The following is a 16,563-nucleotide window of genomic DNA, read 5'->3' on the forward strand; positions in this document are numbered from 1 at the left end:
CAGCAGGCATCATCCCTGACCACGTACCGTGCGTCTAGCTCGCCGTAGTGAGGTAGTGGGCTTCGGCGGGTGAAACAACAGCCGGAGCCGAAGCAGCCGTCGGCGCAATGATTGTCTGACGAACCGCCGCCAGCAGGTTGGAACTGGGTTCGCGTCCGATGACCACCAGCGAGCTTTCCGATGCGGCAGCGCAGGGGTTGAGGCTCATCGCCTGCCCGGCGTATTCCAGCCGCAGCCAGCCGCCGGTGGTTTTGAACACACCTTTGGCGCGGGAGATGTCGCCAAAGTCTCCGGCCGTCATTGCCTCGAACACCTGCTGTAATCCGGCCGCGTCAAAGACGGCCGAGAACGTTTCCGAGATTTGCCGGAAGGCCAGGCGTGGGGCAAGGGTTTCGCCCAGGCAGGCGTCGTCCTGCGTGTCGCTGAGGTCGCGGAGATCAAGCCGCCCAAAGCTTGTGTAGATGACCTTGGCCGCAGGGTTGCAACCGGCAAGGCGCTGCTGGAGCCGGGCCAGTTCCGCCTGTGAGAGACTGTCGCACTTGTTGATGACGACCGTGGCTGCCGCTTCAACGTAGGCGGCAATGGCCATCTGTACGGCACGGTCGGCCAGCAGCCACTGCTTGCCATCCACAACCGCCACGACGCGAATCGGGCCGAGCAGTTCCCGGCAGCCCGGCTGGTGGAGCGTTCCCAGCAGGTCACTCAGGGCGGCCGCGCCGGAGGGTTCGATGAGGATGCGTTCCGGCGCATGCTCCCGGATGATGCGCGAAAGCGTGGCCGCGACATTGCGCGACAGTGTGCAGCACAGGCAGCCACCGGCGAGTTCGACTACAGGGGCATCTTCGGTGCTGCCTTCGCGCAGGCGTGCACCGTCCAGTCCGACATCGGCGAACTCGTTGACGAGCACCACGGTCTTGTCGCCAAGTTGCGGCAGCAGGTGGCGCAAAAGTGTCGTTTTGCCGGAGCCAAGAAAACCGCCGATGACATCCACGGTGGGTTTGACTTCCGGCGCGCGGCGCGACAGCAAGCCCCATGCCCAGACGCCAACCGGCTGCGGCAGGATGAGCCACCAGTGCTCCAGAATCGCCAGTGCCATCAGGACGCTCGCCAGCCCGTAGGCCGTGGCTGTAAACCTGTCGGGCGCCTGCAGGGCGCGGTAAAACAGCCAGTGCGCCCAGGCGGTCGAAATCGTGACCGAGAAGGGGAAAAACCAGTTGATGGGGCGTTTGGAGAAAAACTGCGTCATCCGGCGCAGATGCTCCGGCAGGTACTCCTCATTGAGGTTGCGGACGCCAAAAAACACGTTGAGCTTGGCTGACTGGTGCATCCACCAGTGGATGGTGAACGTCCACAGCGCGACCTGGTTCGGCCCGGGTGTTGCCCACCAGACGAGTGCAAAGCCGACAAAAATCGAAAGCTCGTGGTAGAGATTGGCTTTGACGCCATGGATGAAGTGCCGCCAGCCACGACACTGCGGCGGACACGGCGGCACTTCCATGCCGACGACATAGCCGGTGTAGTAACTCGTCTCAAACCATCCCCAGGCGACAATCCCGGCCAGAAATCCCAGCGCCGCGCCCAGTGGCGTTGTCAGGTGGCTGATGGCAGGCATCCCGGCCAGGGCTGCAACCGCCAGCAGGGAAGAAAGCACGATGACCGCCCGCCGCCAACTGCGACGCCCGCAGGCAAAAATGATGATGACCGTGGCCGCCCACCAGACGGCGACGGCAAACAGGGAGAGTCCGAGCCAGAACAGCCAGGGAGATTGCAGCAGGGTGAAAGCCATGAACACGACCGGGGGCGCATCAGGTTCGTCGGGCGCAAGCGCCAAAACCTGTCACCAACCTACTTTGCCCCTGGCACAAGCCGCAATGAAAACCCTTGTGCAGAACCGGCTGCCCCGCTGCCGGCGCCGTTGACCGGCTAGGCAGACGGCGTTCCGGCGATGAACCGGACAATGACCTGGGCGAGTTCTTCGCCTTTGTCTTCCTGCAGGAAGTGTCCCGCGCCCCGGATGGTCGTGTGCGGCTGGTGGCGCGCGCCGGGCACGAGCTTCTGAAACACGGCGTCACCGCCCTTTGTCACCGGATCGCTGTCGCTGAACGCCGTCAGAAACGGTTTTTCCCACTGCTGAAGGCGTTGCCATGCCTGGCGGTTGGCTGGGGCTTCCGGGTCGTCGGGCGTGGTGGGCACCAGCATAGGGAAAGCACGTGCGCCGGCCAGGTAGCGTTCATCGGGGAATGGCGCATCGTAGGCTGCGATGACTTCCGGGGCGAGTTCCGTCACACAGGCCCCTTTGACGATGCCGCCGGCGTGAAAAACCGGCGTGGTCTGCGAGTAGTCCCGCCAGCGAAAAAAGGCTTCCGGCAGGGGATGATCGCCGGTTGGCAGGCCCGTATTGCCAACGACAATCCGGGCAAAGCGTTCTTCCAGGGCAACGGCCACGCGCAGCCCGATGAGTCCGCCCCAGTCCTGGCCAAAGAGCGTGACTCGGTGCAGATCGAGCGCCTCAACAAAGCGCATCATCATGGCGACGTGAAACCGGTAGCTGTAGTCCTCCCGGTGGAGCAGCTTGTCCGAGCGCCCAAACCCGATGAGATCGGGTGCTACGGCGCGGTGGCCGGCTGCCACAATGACCGGAATCATTTTTCGGTAGAGATAGCACCACGACGGTTCGCCATGGAGCAGCAAAACCGTTTCGGTGGCGTCGCGTGGGCCCTCATCCAGATAATGCATCCGCAGACCGTCAAGTTCGACGTAGTGCGGCGCAAAGGGAAAGTCCGGCAGGTTGGCGAAGCGTTCGTCGGGGGTACGCAATACGGAGGCAGCAGACATGGCGCTGTACCTTACGGTGTGGAGTGTGACCGGCAGGACGGCATCAAACCGCAACCGCGGCCTATGGTGTGAAAACTGTAATGTCAAGCCGGCTGCGGAGCGCCGGGCGAAGGTCGGCGGAACGTTCCGGTTGCCTTGGGGCTTATGGAAGGGGCGGCTGCCTCTGCCGGGTCTGGCTTGACACGCTGCGGGGGACTCCATAACTTGTACAAGCGATTCAAACAGTTGTTTGAATTCTGTGTGCTTTCTCACCAAGTGGAGAACAAACGTCATGTGGCGGATTGGTCTGAAAATGCTGATGGGCGACCGCGCCAAGTATTTCACCCTCGTGGGCGGTGTCTCGGTGGTTGTCTTTCTGTTCGTTCAGCAGGGATCGGTCTTCTGCGGTCTGATTGGGCGGACGGCCAAGCCGGTGGAAGCCATCGGCGCGCCCATCTGGGTGGTGGACCGCAACCTGCAGGTCGTGGATGAGTTCAAGGGGTTGCTCGATACTGACCTGCTGCGGGTGCGGAGTGTGGAAGGCGTCAAATGGGCGGTGCCGCTGTTCATCCGCCAGGCGCAGGTACGGCTGCCGAACGGCAAGTTCCAGGCCGTACGCCTCGTCGGTATTGACAGTGCGACACTCGTCGGGCGGCCGCCACGACTGCTTGAAGGACGCATCGAAGACCTCAACGCGCCGGATGCTGTCATTGTCGGACGCGCCGAAATGGAGCGGCTGGGCAGTCCCAAAATTGGCGACACCTTTGAAATCAATGACCGGCGGGCGCGGGTGGTCGGGATTGCCGACGTGCCACGCGATTTTCTTTCCAACCCGTACCTCTACACGACGTTCGAGCGGGCCGTGCAGTACGTGCCGCGTGAGCGCAAGCTGATGAACTACATTCTGGCGGCGCCGAAAGAGGGGTACACCACGGAGCAGGTGCTGGAAAACATCCAGCGCACGACCGGGCTGGCCGCTTACGACGAAGATGGCATGCGGTGGTTGACGATGAACTACTACATGCGCAACACCGGTATTCCGGTCAACATCGGCATTTCCGTCGTGCTCGTGTTTCTGGTCGGGATGGCCGTCATCGGACAGACTTTCTACGCCTTCGCACTGCAAAACGAAAAGTATTTCGGGGCGCTCAAAGCCATGGGCGCCGGGAGCGGGACGCTGGTCGGGATGATCGTCCTGCAAAGCATCATCGTCGGGTTGATCGGCTACGGCATTGGCGCGGGCGGTGGTTCGCTCGTCGGCTATCTGGGCGGGCGCGGCGCGGGCAAACTGGCCTTTTACACCCCCTATCAGCTTCTCATTATTTCCTTTGCCGCCACGATGCTGATCTGCGTGCTGTCCAGTCTGCTCAGCATCCAGCGGGTGTTGCGGCTTGAACCGGCGGTCGTTTTCCGAGGATAGGTCGAGGATAGGTTATGGCAAAAGCAACGGCGATCGCCGCCGCAGGTGAACAACCGACAACAATCATGGCCCCGGCCGTTTCCCTTCAGCATGTCAACAAGAGCTTCGGGGTCGGCAACACGTACCTGTCGGTGCTCAAGGACATCAGCCTCGACATCCGACGTGGCGAACTGCTGCTGCTGGTCGGGCCGTCGGGCTGCGGGAAAACCACACTTTTGTCGGTGATGGCCGGCATTCTGGATACCGATGACGGTGTGGTGGATGTGTTCGGTACACGGGTGGATCGGCTGTCGCAGTCCCAGAAAACCCGTTTCCGGCAGCAGACCATCGGGTTCATTTTCCAGCAGTTCAACCTCATTCCGACCTTGACCGCGACGGAAAACGTCGCCGTACCGCTCATCATCAACGGGCGTCCCTACCGGGAGGCGCTGGAACGCGCCAGGCACTACCTGGACCTCGTGGGGTTGGGAAATCGTCTGGACCACTTCCCAACCCAGCTTTCCGGCGGACAGCAGCAGCGGGTGGCCATTGCGCGGGCGCTCGTGGCCGAGCCACGGCTGGTTGTCTGCGATGAGCCGACGGCGGCGCTCGACGGCGCAACGGGACAGATGGTGATGGAGATGTTCCGCAAGGTGGCCCTGAGCGCCGACCGGGCCATTGTGGTCGTCACGCACGACAACCGCATTTTTCCCTACGGCGACCGCATTGCCGAAATGCTCGATGGGCGCATTGTGGATGTGCATGACAACCCTGACCACATCAAGTGAGATACAGCCGTGATCAAGAAAGTTTTGTCCGTGGTGTTGCCAATTGTCGGTTTGAGCTTTGCCATCTGGTGGGTCATTGCCACGGCGCGGCAGCCGATAGCGGCTCCGCCCGTGTCTCCACCGGCCGAAAGCCGCTTTGACCGCCGTATTGCCGGAGCCGGGATTGTCGAAGCCGCCACGCGCAACGTCAGCGTTGCGCCGCCGCTTCCGGGACTGGTCACGGCGGTGTTTGTCAAAGAAAACGACGTGGTGCGTGCTGGCGACCGGCTCTACCAGATTGATGACCGGGAGCAGCGCGCCCGGGTGGCGTCTGCGGATGCCAACATTGCCCGCGCCGAGGCCGCTGTCGCCACGGCCAAGGCTGACCTGTCCAATGGACAAGAAGCCGTCCGCGTTGCCCAGTCCAACCTGGACAGCGCCCGTGCCAATCTCGCCGCCGTCGAAGCACAGTTGGTGGATGCCGAGCAGATTGTTGCCCGCAACGAAAAACTTTATGCCGCCGGCGACATTGCCGAACGGGTGCTCATTTCAAGTCGCGCGGCCAGGGATGCCGCCCAAGCGCGGGTGTCCCAGGCCCAGGCCCAAGTCGCCCAGGCGCAAGCCCAGATTGACCAGGCCGAAGCCCAGGTGCGCAGCATCGAAGCCCGGCTGCACGAAGCCGAAGCCCAGGTGGCCGTGCTGCGCGCCCAGCGCACCGAACTGGCAGTGAACCTGTCGCGGTTGACGGTTGTGGCGCCACAGGATGGAAAGGTGCTTCAGGTTAATGTCCGCGTGGGGGAGACGTTGCCTATGACGCCTGCCACCCCGCCCGTGCTGCTCGGCAATACGGACTACCTGCAATTGCGTGTGGATGTGGATGAAATCAATGCTTCAAGGATTAGGCCCAACCTCAAGGCCACGGCCAGCCTCAAGGGGGACGCCACGAAAACCGTGGATTTGGAGTTTGTGCGCATTGATCCCTATATCCTGCCGAAGCGCAGCCTGACCGGCGACAATGCCGAACGGGTGGATGTGCGGGTGCTCCAGGTCATTTACCGTTTCAGGCCGCCAGCCTTTCCGGTCTATGTCGGGCAGCAGATGGATGTCTTCATTGATGCCGAGTAAGCCGGGTCCCGCTGGGGCCGCCGAATGAAGCCGGCACGCCGTCAGAGCGCGCCATACATCCGGGCGTAGTACTGGCGATACTCACCGCTGCGCGCACGCGCCACCCAGGTCGTGTGTTCACGATACCAGGCAATGGTTTGCGCCAGTCCCTCGGCAAAAGGAATCTGCGGCCGCCAGCCCAGCTCACGTTCGATTCGGGAACAGTCCACGGCATAGCGCCGGTCGTGCCCCAGGCGGTCGGCGACTTCGGTCAGCAGGGAAGCCGGCTTTCCAAGCAGGTCAAGCAGGGTCAGCAGCACCGTCCGGTTGGGGAGTGGAGAGCGCCCGCCGATGTGGTAGGTCGCACCGGGTTGTCCCTTTTCGAGAACGACCCGCAGCGCCGCGCAGTTGTCGTCCACGTGAATCCAGTCGCGTACCTGTTGGCCGTCACCATAGACCGGAATCGGACGGTTTTCCAAAGCATTGGTCAGCGCCAGCGGAATAAGCTTTTCGGGAAACTGATAGGGGCCGTAGTTGTTGCTCGTACGGGTGATGATGGCATCAAGTCCGAACGTGTGGGCGGCGGCGCGCACAAGGTGTTCGGCTGCGGCTTTGCTGGCAGCATAGGGGCTGCTGGGTACAAGTGGGTCATCCTCGCAGAAGAACCGTCCTTCGGGAATGCTGCCCCCCACTTCATCCGTGGAAATGTGCAGGAAGCGCCGGACGCCTTTTTCCCGCGCCACATCGAGCAGGACCTGCGTCCCCAGAACGTTGGTCAGAATGAACTCGCGTGCGCTCAGAATGCTGCGGTCCACGTGGGATTCTGCCGCGAAGTGAACAATGGCGTCGCACCGGTCAGGGATAGCGGCACGCAGGGCTTCGGCGTCGCAGATGTCACCGTGGATGAAGCGGTAGGTTGGGTGGCGTGCGGCTTCGGCCACGTTGTCGAGGTTGCCAGCGTAGGTCAGTTTGTCAAAGTTGATAATGGTTTCGGCCGGATAGTGTTTGATCCACGACCGAATGAAAGCCGAACCGATGAAACCGGCGCCGCCGGTGATGAAAAGCGCCATAGCATAAGTGCCTCGTGTAAAGACTTGCGGACGATATAGCACGCACCCGGTCAGGTGCACAGTTTCACGGTCAAAGGCGGGCCACTCCGGGCACACAAACGTCCGGTCTGCTGCCGGGGGTGGTGTCTGTGCCGGGTATAAAGTAAGAAAGGAACAAGGTGGCCGCCACGGGTTGCCCCTCCGGCCGGCGCTCGGTATAGTTTCACACGTTTCGGCCACGACCACTACGTGGCACTGTCCGTCTGGTATCCGTTGGCTACCTGCGCCCGCCCCCCGACGGCAAAGCCTGTGACGGCAAAGCCTGTGTATGTTTCACCCACCGAGGACCTGCAATGTCAACTGATGCGCTCAAACTGGAGTCATCCCTGACTTCTTCGCCCTCATCGCCGGAAGCCAAGGCATCAGCCTGGCCGCGGAGTCTGCTGTTTGTCGTTCCCATTCTGGCGGCTACGGCTTTGGTTCTGGTGCGCGCCTTCGGGACGGCCCCGACCGTGCTCAGGGAAGGGAATCTCACGGTGTTGGCGCTGCTTGCCTACCTGGGGGCGACGGCGGCCTTCGTCATGTGGATGCTGGGACGCGAGTCGCTGCTTCAGCGCATCGGCATCGGCACGATGGCCTTTGGCTACGTCATGAACCTTGCCGCGTGGGGCATCCGGTGGATTGAGTACATCGAGTTTGAGAAGACCAAGCCGGCGATGCAGGCCATCTGGCACACGCTGCCGCTGATGGAAAAGATTACGCATACCTATCCGCTCAACAACCTCTACGACATCGGGCTGGCTTTTACGGGTTTTGCCGTGCTTTCCAGCCTCATCCTGACCACGCAGGACAAATACCGTTTCATCGGCGCTGTGACGATGCCGCTGGCGGCGCTGACGCTCACGCTCGTCGTCTTTCTGGGCAGCGAAGTGACCACGTTGCAACCCATTTTGCGCAGCTACTGGCGTCCGATTCACGTCAGCATTGCGGCCATCAGCTACGGCGTCTGTCTTGTCAGCTTTGGCATCGCGCTGCTGTATCTGCTCAAGGATGGAGTGCGGATCGAAAGCATGGCGTTGTGCGTGGCGATCTTCGGGCTTGTCACCTACGCCACGATTGGCGACTTCAAGGTGCTGACGACCGGCACGTACGGGTTGGGTGTCCGCTGGATGGGCAGCGGCCTCAACCTGTCCGGCGGCGGCGCGCTGCGGGCGACGCTGCCCGGTGTGGGCATGCTCATGCAGCTTGGCTGGCTGGTGTATGCCGCCGCAGGTATCGCGCTGGCGGTCTATTTCTTCCGCAATGACCAACTGGCGCGGCAGTGGGGCAATCGCCTCATGGTGGCGGCGCTCATTGTGCAGGTGCTCATCTTTGGTGCCATTTTCTACCGGATGAAATCACCGATGGACATCAACGCAGCCATTCATCCGGGGCAGCATCAGGCGTTCGGGGCCTGGCTGGCAAAGCGTTCCGACATTGACCCGGCGACACTTGCCCCACAGCAGCTTCAGGCGGAAGGCGCGCGCTGGCTGAACCAGAATGCCAGTGCCCTGGAAATCAGCTTCAACTCAAATCCGGTCGAGCTGGCGACCATTCTCACCCTCATTGCCTGTACGGTCTTTGTCGTCCTGTTTGCCTGGCGCGGTGCGGCGATGCTCGAAAAACTGCCGAGTCTCGACACGCTCGACGATCTGACCTACAAGACGGTTTCGGTTGCTTTTCCGCTGCTGCTGATGATGCTGGTGACGGGGGCGGTCTGGGCGAATGAGTCGTGGGGGACGTACTGGAGCTGGGACCCGAAGGAGACCTGGGCGCTTGTGACCTGGCTGGCCTATGCGGGGTATCTCCACACGCGGATCGTGCACGGGTGGAAGGGGCGCACCTCGGCTTACTTTGCCGTTCTGGGCTTTATCTTCGTGCTGTTCACCTACCTGGGCGTGAGTTTCCTGCTACCGGGGCTGCATTCCTACGCTGGCGTGGACTAAACCCAACCGGTCAGTTCTTCGCACAGCAGCCCAAAGCGGCCGTCCACTCTTCGGGCAAGGCTGCTTTGGGCGCGTTATGCTGGTGTGTCACCAGGGCGGCGCTGGGCCAGAGCGGCCCACCATTCGCCGTCGGTCTGCGTCTGCCGCAGGTCAAGCCCGGCGGTCGTCAGAGCTGCTGCTACGCCGGCCTGTCGTTCGCTGAGAATACCGGCCGCGATGAGGTGTCCCTGCGGACGCAGAACACGCGCCAAATCCGATGCCAGCGCCGTGATGACCTCGGCGGTCAGGTTGGCTAGCACCAGATCGAAGTGGCCGTCCGGGTAGGCGGTGACGCTTCCGACGTGCATCTGAAGGCGCTCACCAATGCCGTTGCCCTGGGCGTTGGCGGCGGCAATGGCAACCGCATCGGGGTCGGTATCGCAGGCGCTGCACACCACAGCGGGGAACAGCTTTGCCGCCGCAATGGCCAGAATGCCCGTTCCGGTGCCCACATCGAGCAACCGCTCCGGTGTTGTGGGGAGCTGTTCAAGCAGCGTCAGACAGGCCCGGGTCGTGGCGTGCGTGCCGGTGCCAAAGGCCATGCCGGGTTCAATGACAAGAGGCAGGCGGCCCTGCCATTCGGGATTGGCTGCGGCTTCAGCGCGTTGCCAGGGTGGAACGATGAGCCACCGTTGTCCAACAGGCTGAACCCTCCAGTCGGCTTTCCACTTCACCAGCCAGTCTTCATGCGGACGGCGCTCGATGGCGAAATCCCGGAGATGCCCTTCGTGGTCGTCAAATGCCGCCAGTGTGTGTTCGAGCGCCGCCAGCAGGTTTTCGGCCGCCGGGGCTTCCGGGAAGTAGGCGCGCAGGGTGGTGCTGGTGTCCGTCTCGGCGACGGTTTCGAGACCCTGGGCGCCAGCCTGCCAGAAGGTCTCGCCAATGGCTTCAGCGGTGTGGGCCGGGACGGTGACGTGAACGATGTAGAAGTCCATCCTCGAATCCGATCATGCGCGTTACGCCCGAAAAAGGAACTGGCTGCAATCGCGGCCGTGCTCCCGCCGACGCAGGCCGCCTAGCGAATGCCCAGTTCGTCAAGGCAGCGTTCGTTGTTACGCCAGTGTGGCTCGACTTTGACGAAGATTTCGAGAAAAACGTGGCGGCCCAGCATCGTCTCGATCTCGGCACGGGCGGCAGCGGCCATATCCCGCAGGCGCAGGCCGCCGCGCCCCAGGACAATGGCGCGTTGTGACTGCCGTTCCACAAGGATGACACAGGCCAGGTGAAGGCTGCCGTCTTCCCGCTCCTCCCACTTTTCGACAGCCACCGCCACGACGAAAGGCAGTTCGTCGGAAAGCTGCCGGAGCAGTTGTTCGCGCAGAAATTCCGCAACGAGGGTACGTTCGGTCTGATCCGTCAGATCGTCTTCGGCAAAGGGCGGCGGCGCGATGGGGAGATGCGTCAGCAGGCAGCGAAGGAAAACATCCGTTCCTTCACCCGTGAGTGCCGAGATGGGAATGTAATCCAGAAAATCGTGTTCGTGGCGATAGAAGTCAATCAGCGTCAGCAGCCTGCTTTTGTCGCCGAGCCGGTCAATCTTGTTGAGCGCCAGCAGCGCCGGGCGTCCCGACTGTTTGACAAGGTTGAGCACAAACCGGTCGCCGTTGCCCGTGGAGACAGAGGCATCGCGCAGAAGCACGACGATGTCCACCGTCGCCAGCGCGTCAAGAACGGCCTGCATCATCCGTTTGTTGAGCCGGTAGCCCGGCTTGTGGACGCCGGGCGTATCCACGAACACGATTTGCCCTTCCGGGCGCGTGACGATGCCCAGGATACGGGTGCGGGTCGTCTGGGGCTTGTCGGAGACCGCCGCGATTTTCTCTCCGACCATGTAGTTGATAAGCGTGGATTTGCCGGCATTGGGGCGCCCGATGAAGGCGACAAAGCCGCTGCGGAGGTCAGGCGAAGCCGAAGACTCCGGCGCAGGCTCCGTGGCGGGTATCAGCGGGGCATAGGAAACTTCGCGCTCCATAGGTTACTATTGCAGCTACCGTGACGCGGACTGGTGAGATGCTACCGTGCGGAGCCGGGTTCCTGGGACGGTTGGACAGCACTGCCCGGTATGAGACTTTCCGCTGCGGCTTTCAGTTCATCGAACATCACCCGTACCCGCTGCCAGCAGGCCGTGGCAAATTGTTCCTTCGTTGGAAAATCGGCGGGCAGCAGCGGTTGGCCGTACCTGATCCAGACCCGCGTCGTGAGCTGTTCAATAATTTTTTCCGAGCCGAAAATGGCAATCGGGACGACAGCGATGTTTTCCTGCCAGGCCGTCCAGATGAGTCCCCAGTACGGTTCGGGCTTGGGTTCGCCGGTTTTGCTGCGGGTGCCTTCGGGAAACAGGTAGATCGAGCTGACTTCGCGGATACGCCGGATGGCGTCGCGCTGGACGCGCTTGCGGTCTTCCGGGTCGGCCCGGTCGAACAGCAGGTTGCCGCCAATGTTGCCGGCAAAGGCAATGATGGGAACGCGCAGCACTTCCTTTTTGCCGATGAAGGGATAGGGACTCAGCGAGAGCAGCAGTGGCGTATCGGCCAGACTCAGGTGGTTGCTGATGAACAGGTGATTGCGCGTCAGCGGCCCACGGGTGTGCTCGTGGCCTTCGGCCGTCAGCCGCACCCCGAAAACCCACCGCAGCAGGTAGGAAAAGAACTTGAACGGGTACGTCATGATGCGCGTCCGCATGGGTTGCCGGAAGGGAAGGGCAATCCAGGCCGGAACGAGCAGAATCAGTGCCGCCAGAAGAAGGGTTGCTGCCAGGCGTAACCCGGTGATGATCTTCATACTTTTCCTTCAGAGGTCTTCGGTTTCCCAGCTTTTGAGGTGTGCCAGGGCGCTGCGGTCGGTGAGGTCATTGCGCAGGGGGGTGATCGCCACCAACCCTTCGGCAATGGCCGTGTAGTCCACGTCCGGCGCTTCGTCGCGTCCGTCGGCTTCCGTACCAATCCAGTAGTAGGGCCGTCCGCGTGGGTCAAACCGTTCCTCGATGTTGGTACAAAGCAGCTTGGTTCCGGTCCGGGTGAACCGGTAGCCGCGAATCGGCCCTGGCGGAATGTTGACATTCAGCAGGGTGTGTTTGGGAAGGCCGGCCTGCAGGACTTTGCGGGTCAGGCGGGCAGCAAAGGGCGCTGCGTGGGTGTAATCGAACTCTGTCCGCGAAACGAGCGAGAAAGCAAGGCTTGGGATGCCATTGACTGCACCTTCGAGCGCCCCAGCCACAGTGCCGGAATAGGTGACGCTATCGCCCAGATTGGCGCCGCGATTGATGCCGGAAACCACGATGTCCGGGCGGGGCTGGCCCTTCAGAAGCCAGTGCAGCGCCAGCACGATGCAGTCTGTTGGCGTCCCTTCCACGGCATACCAGCCGTCCCGCTCGCGCTGTTTGCGAATGCGGAGTGGACGCCCCAGCGTCACCGAGCGGGAGCAACCGCTGTGTTCGCTGGCCGGGGCAACAACCATGACTTCGCCCAGGGTCTGAAGCTGCTCGACGAGTGCGCGCAGCCCGGAGGCATAGATGCTGTCGTCATTCGTGACCAAAATGAGTGGCATGGCGTAGTCAATAGCGCAACTCGGTAACTGTGCCAAGTGTGTTTGGCACTGTGACAAAGCAAAACGGCGAGGCGGGAAGCCCCGTCTCGCCGTGTGAAACGTGGTCGGGATGACTGGATTTGAACCAGCGACCTCACGCACCCCAAGCGTGCGCGCTACCAGGCTGCGCCACATCCCGTCAGGCGTGCCGCCATCAGCGACAAGCCACCATTCAATCACAAGCGACGCCGCTTGTCACGCCTTCACCGGTTTTGTTCGTCTGTTCGGTTCGCGCCGGCGAGGTTGGCCTTGGTTGGTTGCGTGTCGGGGGCGTGGCTTGCATCGGTCTGCGACCGCTCCAGCAGCAATGTGTCCTGCGATTCGGGAAGTACTGTCACTCCGTCATCTTCCTCTGGAGTGGAGGATACGCGGCCAGCCAGCCGCCCGGTCGTGGCGGTTGTGCTGCGATAAGCGTGCAGTCCGGCGGCCGCGGCAAGACGGTTGCCAAATTCGCGCGCCGTTGGGCGTGCGTCGGGGGACTTGGCCAGCGCCTGCAGAACCACGTCGGCCACTTTTGCCGGGATACCTTCCAGCGGCGGCGGGGGCTGCCTGAGGTGTCCAATGATGACGCCCAACGTGCCTTTGCCAGTGGGTGGGAAGGGCACCCGCCCGGTGAGCATCTCGTACAGCACGACTCCGGCGCTATAGACATCCGAGCGCCCATCGTAGGGACGGTCATCGAGCCGCTCTGGCGACATGTAGATGGGCGTTCCCACGACGCCGCCGGTTTCGGTGATCCCGGCCAGCGGGTCGTCGGCGTCCGGCTCCAACAACTTGGCAATGCCGAAATCCACGACCTTGACGACTTCACCCTCCGGTGTCTGGTGCAGAAAGATGTTGTCCGGTTTGATGTCGCGGTGAATGACCCCGGCCTCATGCGCCGTGGCCAGCACGTCACACACCGGCAGCATGATGGCGATGCTCCGTTCAACCGGGAGCGCCCCGCAGAGTTTCAGTTCCGTGGCTAGGGAAACGCCCTGGAGCAGTTCCATGACCAGATAAGCAATGCCATCCTCCGACACGCCGAAGTCAATCACACTGACCGCATTCGGGTGATTGATGCGGCAGGCCGAAATGCCTTCGCGCCGGAAACGCTCGACACTGGCTGTCGTGGCGTTTTTGCCGCTGGGACGAAAAATCTTGATAGCCACCGGGCGTTGCAGGGCAACTTGTTCCGCCTGATAGACGACGCCAAACCCGCCCCCGCCAATCTTTTTCACCAGTCGGTACTTGCCGGCGATGACCGTTCCCGGCAGGACATCCGTCAGGGCGGTGAAAATCGCGTTGGCCTGGCGGTGCAGCTCCAGCAACGCCTCATTTTTGCGGCCCAGTTCCCGGTTTTTGAGGTTGGCTTCCTGCTGGGCCGCCTGAATTTCCTGGAGTGCGCGTTCCAGCGCCGCATTCTTTTCGTTGAGCTGCGCCGTACGGACAGCAACCTGCCGCTCCAAGGCCGCAGCCCGGTGCCGGAGCGTCAGCGTGCGCCAGCGAAATCCACCCAGAACCAGCAGACTGAGCACCAGCAGCCCCAGCCCACGGGCCCAGAGGGTCTGGTAAAAGAACGGCTTGACCACGAGGGTCGCCGTTGTGCCGGACTCGTTCCACACGCCGTCGTTGTTGCAGGCCGTGACATGGAACCGGTACGTCCCCGGCGGGAGGTTGGTGTAGTAGGCCGTACGGCGCGTCGCCGCTTCCACCCAGCTTTCGTCAAAGCCTTCGAGCCGAAAGCGGAAGCGCATCCGTTGGGGCGCCAGAAAGCTGAGCGCCGTGTAGTGAATCTCGAATTTCCCGGTGCCGGGTTCGATGACCACCTGGGTCGGCGCCAAAAAGGTTTGTCGTTCCGTGATGACACTTTCGATGACGACGGCCGGCGGCTGGGCGTTGAACGGCAGCCGTTCGGGAGCCAGCAGGGCAAGTCCGCCGATTGTGGCAAAGGCCAGCCGTCCGTCCCGCAACCGCATGGCGCAGGGTTGGGACGTGCCGTTGCACTGGTTGGCCCCCATACCGTCGCTGAGATCAAACGTTGTGCAGTTGACCTGGGATTGTGCGCCGGACAGGAAAGCTTCGCGTTCCCGCCGGTCGAGCCGGAAGATGCCACGGTTGCAGCTCATCCAGAAGTTGTCGGCGGCATCGGGAAGGATGGCAAACACGGTGTCGTCGAAGAGTCCGTCTTTGTGAGTGATCGTCCCAAAACGTCCCTCGCGGTACCAGGCCAGTCCGCCGCCGGTGCCAATCCACAGTGTGCCATCGGCAGCTTCATGAAGGGCAAAAACCAGATTGCTGGGGAGCCCTTCCTTGACGGTGAAACGGGTGATGTCCTCACCCTGGACGCGAATCAGACCGCGCCCGTTGGTGCCAATCCACATCGCGTTGTCGCGCAGTTGCGCGATGACGCGAATGTTGCCACCGGTGATGTTTTCACTCTGGGCGTCAATGGTGCGGATGACTTGCCCCTCCCGCAGAACATTGATCCCGCCGCCGACCGTTCCGACCCAGAGCGTTCCATCCTGTGCGGCACAGACGGCATAGACGTTGTCGTTGGTGAGGCCGTCGGCCGTTGTGATGGAGCGCCACCGTCCGTTGGCGAAACAGAGAATGCCTCCCTGGTTGAGTCCGAACCAGATACGCCCCTGGGTGTCTTCGGTGATGGACCGGACGCCCAGGGTTTTCATGCCGGTTTCCAGCCCGTAGTGCTTCCACTGTCCTTTTTCGAGGCAGTCAATGCCAGCTTCATCGAGACCGACCCAGAGCCGGCCCTGGCTGTCCTCCAGGACGACGCGCACATTCGCATCGGTCAGCCCATGGTACGTGCTCAGGTTGACGATCCTGGCTTCACGCAGGCGGTTGAGACCGCCATTCGTGCCGACCCAGCAACTCCCTTCGTGGTCGCAGCAGATGGCCCGTACAAACCGGTGCAGAAGCCCATCTTTGGGGGTGCGCCAGTCCCATCGTCCCTGCGAGAAGCGCCCCAGTCCACCATTTTCGATACCGACCCAGAGTGCCCCGTCAGTATCCTCATACAGGGCATGAACGGCATCATCGGGAAAGCCTGTCCGGCGTGCATACTGGGTGAGAATTTGCCCTTGAGCATCGAGATGCAGCAGCCCCTGCTGGTTCGTCCCGGCCCACACCGTTCCATCCCGCGCGACATGCAGGGCAAAAACGATGTCGTTCGGTTTGCCGCCGTTGAGGGAATGATTGTGAAAGACGCCGTTCCGCAGGGCGGACAGCCCGCGCCCGTACGTGGCAATCCAGAGCGTTCCATCGGGGGCCAGGGCAAGCTGCTGGAGGCTGTCGAGGGGGAGTCCATCTTTAATCGTCAGCGTCTGCCACTGGTTTTGATGCCAGTGGGTCAGCCCACGGCTGGTGGCGAACCAGAGCGCACCATCCGGGGTTTGGGCAATGTCCAGCACGAAGTCACTGGCCAGTCCCTGTTCCGTGGTCAGGGCTTCAAAGACGCCATCCCGGTAGCGCACGACGCCGCCGCCAAACGTCCCAATCCACAGCGTGCCGTCGCGGTCCTCAAAGATGCACCGGATGTTATGGTTGCGGAAGGCAGGCGTGGTGCGTTTGTCAAAAGTGGCGAAGCGGACGCCATCGAAGCGCACCAGACCTTCGTAGGTGCCAATCCACAGGTAGCCCTGGCGGTCCTGCGCCAGCGCCAGCACGGCGGCCTGTGGCAGTTCATCCCGCCAGGCATCCAGCGTGTAGTCACGCAGCGAACGGCCCTCGGAGGCCATTCCGAGCGCCCACCACAGGCACACCCAGATACCGATTCCGAACAGATGCGCACTTAATCGGGACATGTCATCGGGAAGCCGTCG

General features: G+C 62.2%; 12 protein-coding genes and 1 tRNA gene. 4 read left to right on the plus strand and 9 right to left on the minus strand.

The genetic code is table 11. The annotated features are described in order from the left end of the window. Window positions 1–34 precede the first annotated feature (34 nt). The gene (gene puhE / locus J8C01_RS04635) at window positions 35–1,831 is read right to left on the minus strand and encodes a putative photosynthetic complex assembly protein PuhE (RefSeq protein ID WP_211432547.1); all 1,797 of its coding nucleotides are present in this window, start codon (window positions 1,829–1,831) and stop codon (window positions 35–37) included. A 92-nt stretch (window positions 1,832–1,923) separates the two neighbouring features. Further along, window positions 1,924–2,835 (minus strand): haloalkane dehalogenase, encoded by a 912-nt coding sequence (locus J8C01_RS04640; protein WP_211432548.1) that lies wholly within the window; start codon window positions 2,833–2,835, stop codon window positions 1,924–1,926. 271 nt (window positions 2,836–3,106) lie between these two features. Here J8C01_RS04640 and J8C01_RS04645 point away from each other — a divergent pair, with 271 nt between their 5' ends. The 3 genes from J8C01_RS04645 to J8C01_RS04655 are packed head-to-tail and all read left to right on the plus strand — an operon-like array spanning window position 3,107 to window position 6,105. Further along, a complete protein-coding gene (locus J8C01_RS04645) occupies window positions 3,107–4,234 on the plus strand; it encodes an ABC transporter permease (RefSeq protein WP_211424305.1) in 1,128 nt (375 codons plus the stop codon). A 14-nt stretch (window positions 4,235–4,248) separates the two neighbouring features. Continuing rightward, window positions 4,249–5,001, plus strand: coding sequence for an ABC transporter ATP-binding protein (locus J8C01_RS04650; protein WP_211424304.1), 753 nt, complete (start codon window positions 4,249–4,251; stop codon window positions 4,999–5,001). Window positions 5,002–5,010: 9 nt separating this feature from the next. Beyond that, window positions 5,011–6,105 carry an HlyD family secretion protein gene (locus J8C01_RS04655; RefSeq protein WP_211432549.1) on the plus strand — a complete coding sequence of 365 codons (1,095 nt, stop codon included), beginning with the start codon at window positions 5,011–5,013 and terminating at the stop codon, window positions 6,103–6,105. A gap of 41 nt (window positions 6,106–6,146) precedes the next feature. Here J8C01_RS04655 and rfbB read toward each other — a convergent pair whose 3' ends face one another. Further along, window positions 6,147–7,154 (minus strand): dTDP-glucose 4,6-dehydratase, encoded by a 1,008-nt coding sequence (gene rfbB, locus J8C01_RS04660; protein WP_014099451.1) that lies wholly within the window; start codon window positions 7,152–7,154, stop codon window positions 6,147–6,149. 332 nt (window positions 7,155–7,486) lie between these two features. Between rfbB and ccsA the strand changes: the two genes are divergently transcribed. Next, complete coding sequence (gene ccsA / locus J8C01_RS15580; protein ID WP_211432550.1) at window positions 7,487–9,118, plus strand: cytochrome c biogenesis protein CcsA; 1,632 nt, start codon at window positions 7,487–7,489, stop codon at window positions 9,116–9,118. Between the two features lie 74 nt (window positions 9,119–9,192). Here ccsA and J8C01_RS04670 read toward each other — a convergent pair whose 3' ends face one another. The 6 genes from J8C01_RS04670 to J8C01_RS04695 form a co-directional block, all read right to left on the minus strand. Further along, window positions 9,193–10,092 (minus strand): 50S ribosomal protein L11 methyltransferase, encoded by a 900-nt coding sequence (locus J8C01_RS04670; RefSeq protein ID WP_211432551.1) that lies wholly within the window; start codon window positions 10,090–10,092, stop codon window positions 9,193–9,195. A gap of 80 nt (window positions 10,093–10,172) precedes the next feature. After that, window positions 10,173–11,129: a GTPase Era gene (era, locus tag J8C01_RS04675; RefSeq protein WP_014099454.1), complete on the minus strand. Its 957-nt coding sequence runs from the start codon at window positions 11,127–11,129 to the stop codon at window positions 10,173–10,175. Between the two features lie 41 nt (window positions 11,130–11,170). Further along, entirely contained in the window at window positions 11,171–11,938 is a 768-nt protein-coding gene (locus J8C01_RS04680; RefSeq protein WP_211432552.1) for a lysophospholipid acyltransferase family protein, read from the minus strand. A 9-nt stretch (window positions 11,939–11,947) separates the two neighbouring features. Next, window positions 11,948–12,703: a 5'/3'-nucleotidase SurE gene (gene surE, locus J8C01_RS04685; RefSeq protein ID WP_014099456.1), complete on the minus strand. Its 756-nt coding sequence runs from the start codon at window positions 12,701–12,703 to the stop codon at window positions 11,948–11,950. Between the two features lie 101 nt (window positions 12,704–12,804). Beyond that, window positions 12,805–12,881 (minus strand) — tRNA-Pro (locus J8C01_RS04690). 64 nt (window positions 12,882–12,945) lie between these two features. Continuing rightward, complete coding sequence (locus J8C01_RS04695) at window positions 12,946–16,545, minus strand: two-component regulator propeller domain-containing protein (RefSeq protein WP_211432553.1); 3,600 nt, start codon at window positions 16,543–16,545, stop codon at window positions 12,946–12,948. Window positions 16,546–16,563 lie beyond the last annotated feature (18 nt).

The organism is Chloracidobacterium sp. D (genome assembly GCF_018304685.1).
Classification (GTDB): Bacteria; Acidobacteriota; Blastocatellia; order Chloracidobacteriales; family Chloracidobacteriaceae; genus Chloracidobacterium; species Chloracidobacterium thermophilum.